Below are 1904 nucleotides of genomic sequence, written 5' to 3'. Positions count from 1 at the left end.
CCGACAACGAACAGGGCTTCACCTTCGCCACCCACGAACACGCCTGGCACCCCACCGACCACGAGGGCCTCACCCTCCTCCACCGCCCCACCCAACACCCACCCACCACCAACCCCACCCCTCCTGACCCACCACGCCAGGGCTGGAGCAAGGCGGCCAAGAGACGAAACTTCGGGAACCGGTAAAGGAAATCCGCCCCTCAACCCACCACCCGAGAGGCAATATGTCCGTTTCTTGGGAAGTAAGCAAAATCCGCCTCCGCCTCAGATAAAACCCCAGGTCGCGGACCGTGGTCCCCGCGCACGCGGGGTTGTTCCCGTGTTGAGGCGCTGGTTGATCGCACCGGCCGAGTGGTCCCCGCGCACGCGGGGTTGTTCCCCAGTCCGTACGCATTGACTGGACAATGCATGGGTGGTCCCCGCGCACGCGGGGTTGTTCCATGCAGGGGGTTCTTTCCGGGGGACTTGGCCCGGTGGTCCCCGCGCACGCGGGGTTGTTCCCAGCGCCCCCAGTAGGCGCCTGATATACGGAGGGTGGTCCCCGCGCACGCGGGGTTGTTCCCCCGTTCTCGGCGCCGGGCTGGAGCCCGAAATCGTGGTCCCCGCGCACGCGGGGTTGTTCCCTTCATGACCTCGTTCGCGGTCGGGGACACGTTGTGGTCCCCGCGCACGCGGGGTTGTTCCCGAGCTGCAGGACCAGCGCACCGAGGCCGAGAGGTGGTCCCCGCGCACGCGGGGTTGTTCCCCGTCCTCGCCGCCGCCCTCCAGGAGGTTGCGGGTGGTCCCCGCGCACGCGGGGTTGTTCCGCGGAGCGGGTCAGCGTTCCGGGCGAGTGGCAGGTGGTCCCCGCGCACGCGGGGTTGTTCCCTGCGCCACCCCCACACTCAGTTGGCGACCACAGTGGTCCCCGCGCACGCGGGGTTGTTCCCACGTCGGCCATGGACGCGCAGAAGACGCGAGTGTGGTCCCCGCGCACGCGGGGTTGTTCCCTGGATGCCCTTGGCGGTACGGAGCCACTGGTAGTGGTCCCCGCGCACGCGGGGTTGTTCCCCTGGTGCACCGGGTGTGGCGCCCGCACGACCGGTGGTCCCCGCGCACGCGGGGTTGTTCCCACGATGCGGGACCTTTTCGGTGTCGCGCGTCCGTGGTCCCCGCGCACGCGGGGTTGTTCCCACGATCTTCGATTTCCAGGGGACCATGCTGTCGTGGTCCCCGCGCACGCGGGGTTGTTCCCCCCATGATGGGCGCCCTGTCGTTCCGGGAGAAGTGGTCCCCGCGCACGCGGGGTTGTTCCCGGCCCAGGCAGGAAGCGCACTTCGCGGAACCGGTGGTCCCCGCGCACGCGGGGTTGTTCCGACTTCACGGGCGGTCTCCTTCGGGCTCGGGGGGTGGTCCCCGCGCACGCGGGGTTGTTCCCCTCCCCGCCGAGGCGGGCCTCGAACGGGAACTGTGGTCCCCGCGCACGCGGGGTTGTTCCCGGGTCGACCGACAGCTTCTCGGCCCGCCTCAAGTGGTCCCCGCGCACGCGGGGTTGTTCCCCGGTCGACGCGGAGCTGCGCGACGTTGATCGCGTGGTCCCCGCGCACGCGGGGTTGTTCCCGTGACCGCCCCCGACAACCACCAAGGAGGTGTGTGGTCCCCGCGCACGCGGGGTTGTTCCCCTCCGGCTCGCTGACCAGTCCTGACGGCAACTGTGGTCCCCGCGCACGCGGGGTTGTTCCCTTGCCCTTCAGGCTCATGTGGCCCCTCCCGTCGTGGTCCCCGCGCACGCGGGGTTGTTCCCAGAACCTTCGGCCGGACAACACCCGGTCGTGTCCCTTGCCGTGGTGTTGGGGATCAACTGGTGGGCGTGTTCGGGGTGTTGGGTAGTGCGGGGGCGCTTTCGGGGAGTTCGCGGTAGATCTC

1 pseudogene and 1 CRISPR repeat array are annotated in these 1904 nt (G+C 69.8%); the pseudogene reads left to right on the top strand.

What is annotated here, in order from left to right:
* Positions 1 to 185: pseudogene (locus PV682_RS43995) on the top strand (type I-E CRISPR-associated endoribonuclease Cas2e); the annotation flags it as partial.
* A 104-nt stretch (positions 186 to 289) separates the two neighbouring features.
* Positions 290 to 1782: a CRISPR direct-repeat array (repeat unit 29 nt; unit sequence GTGGTCCCCGCGCACGCGGGGTTGTTCCC).
* Between the last annotated feature and the right edge of the window lie 122 nt (positions 1783 to 1904).

Origin of the sequence: Streptomyces niveiscabiei (genome assembly GCF_033794345.1) — a bacterium.
Taxonomy (GTDB): domain Bacteria; phylum Actinomycetota; class Actinomycetes; order Streptomycetales; family Streptomycetaceae; genus Streptomyces; species Streptomyces niveiscabiei.
Note: the sequence above shows the minus strand (reverse complement) of the source record. Positions and strands in the feature narration are given on the sequence as shown.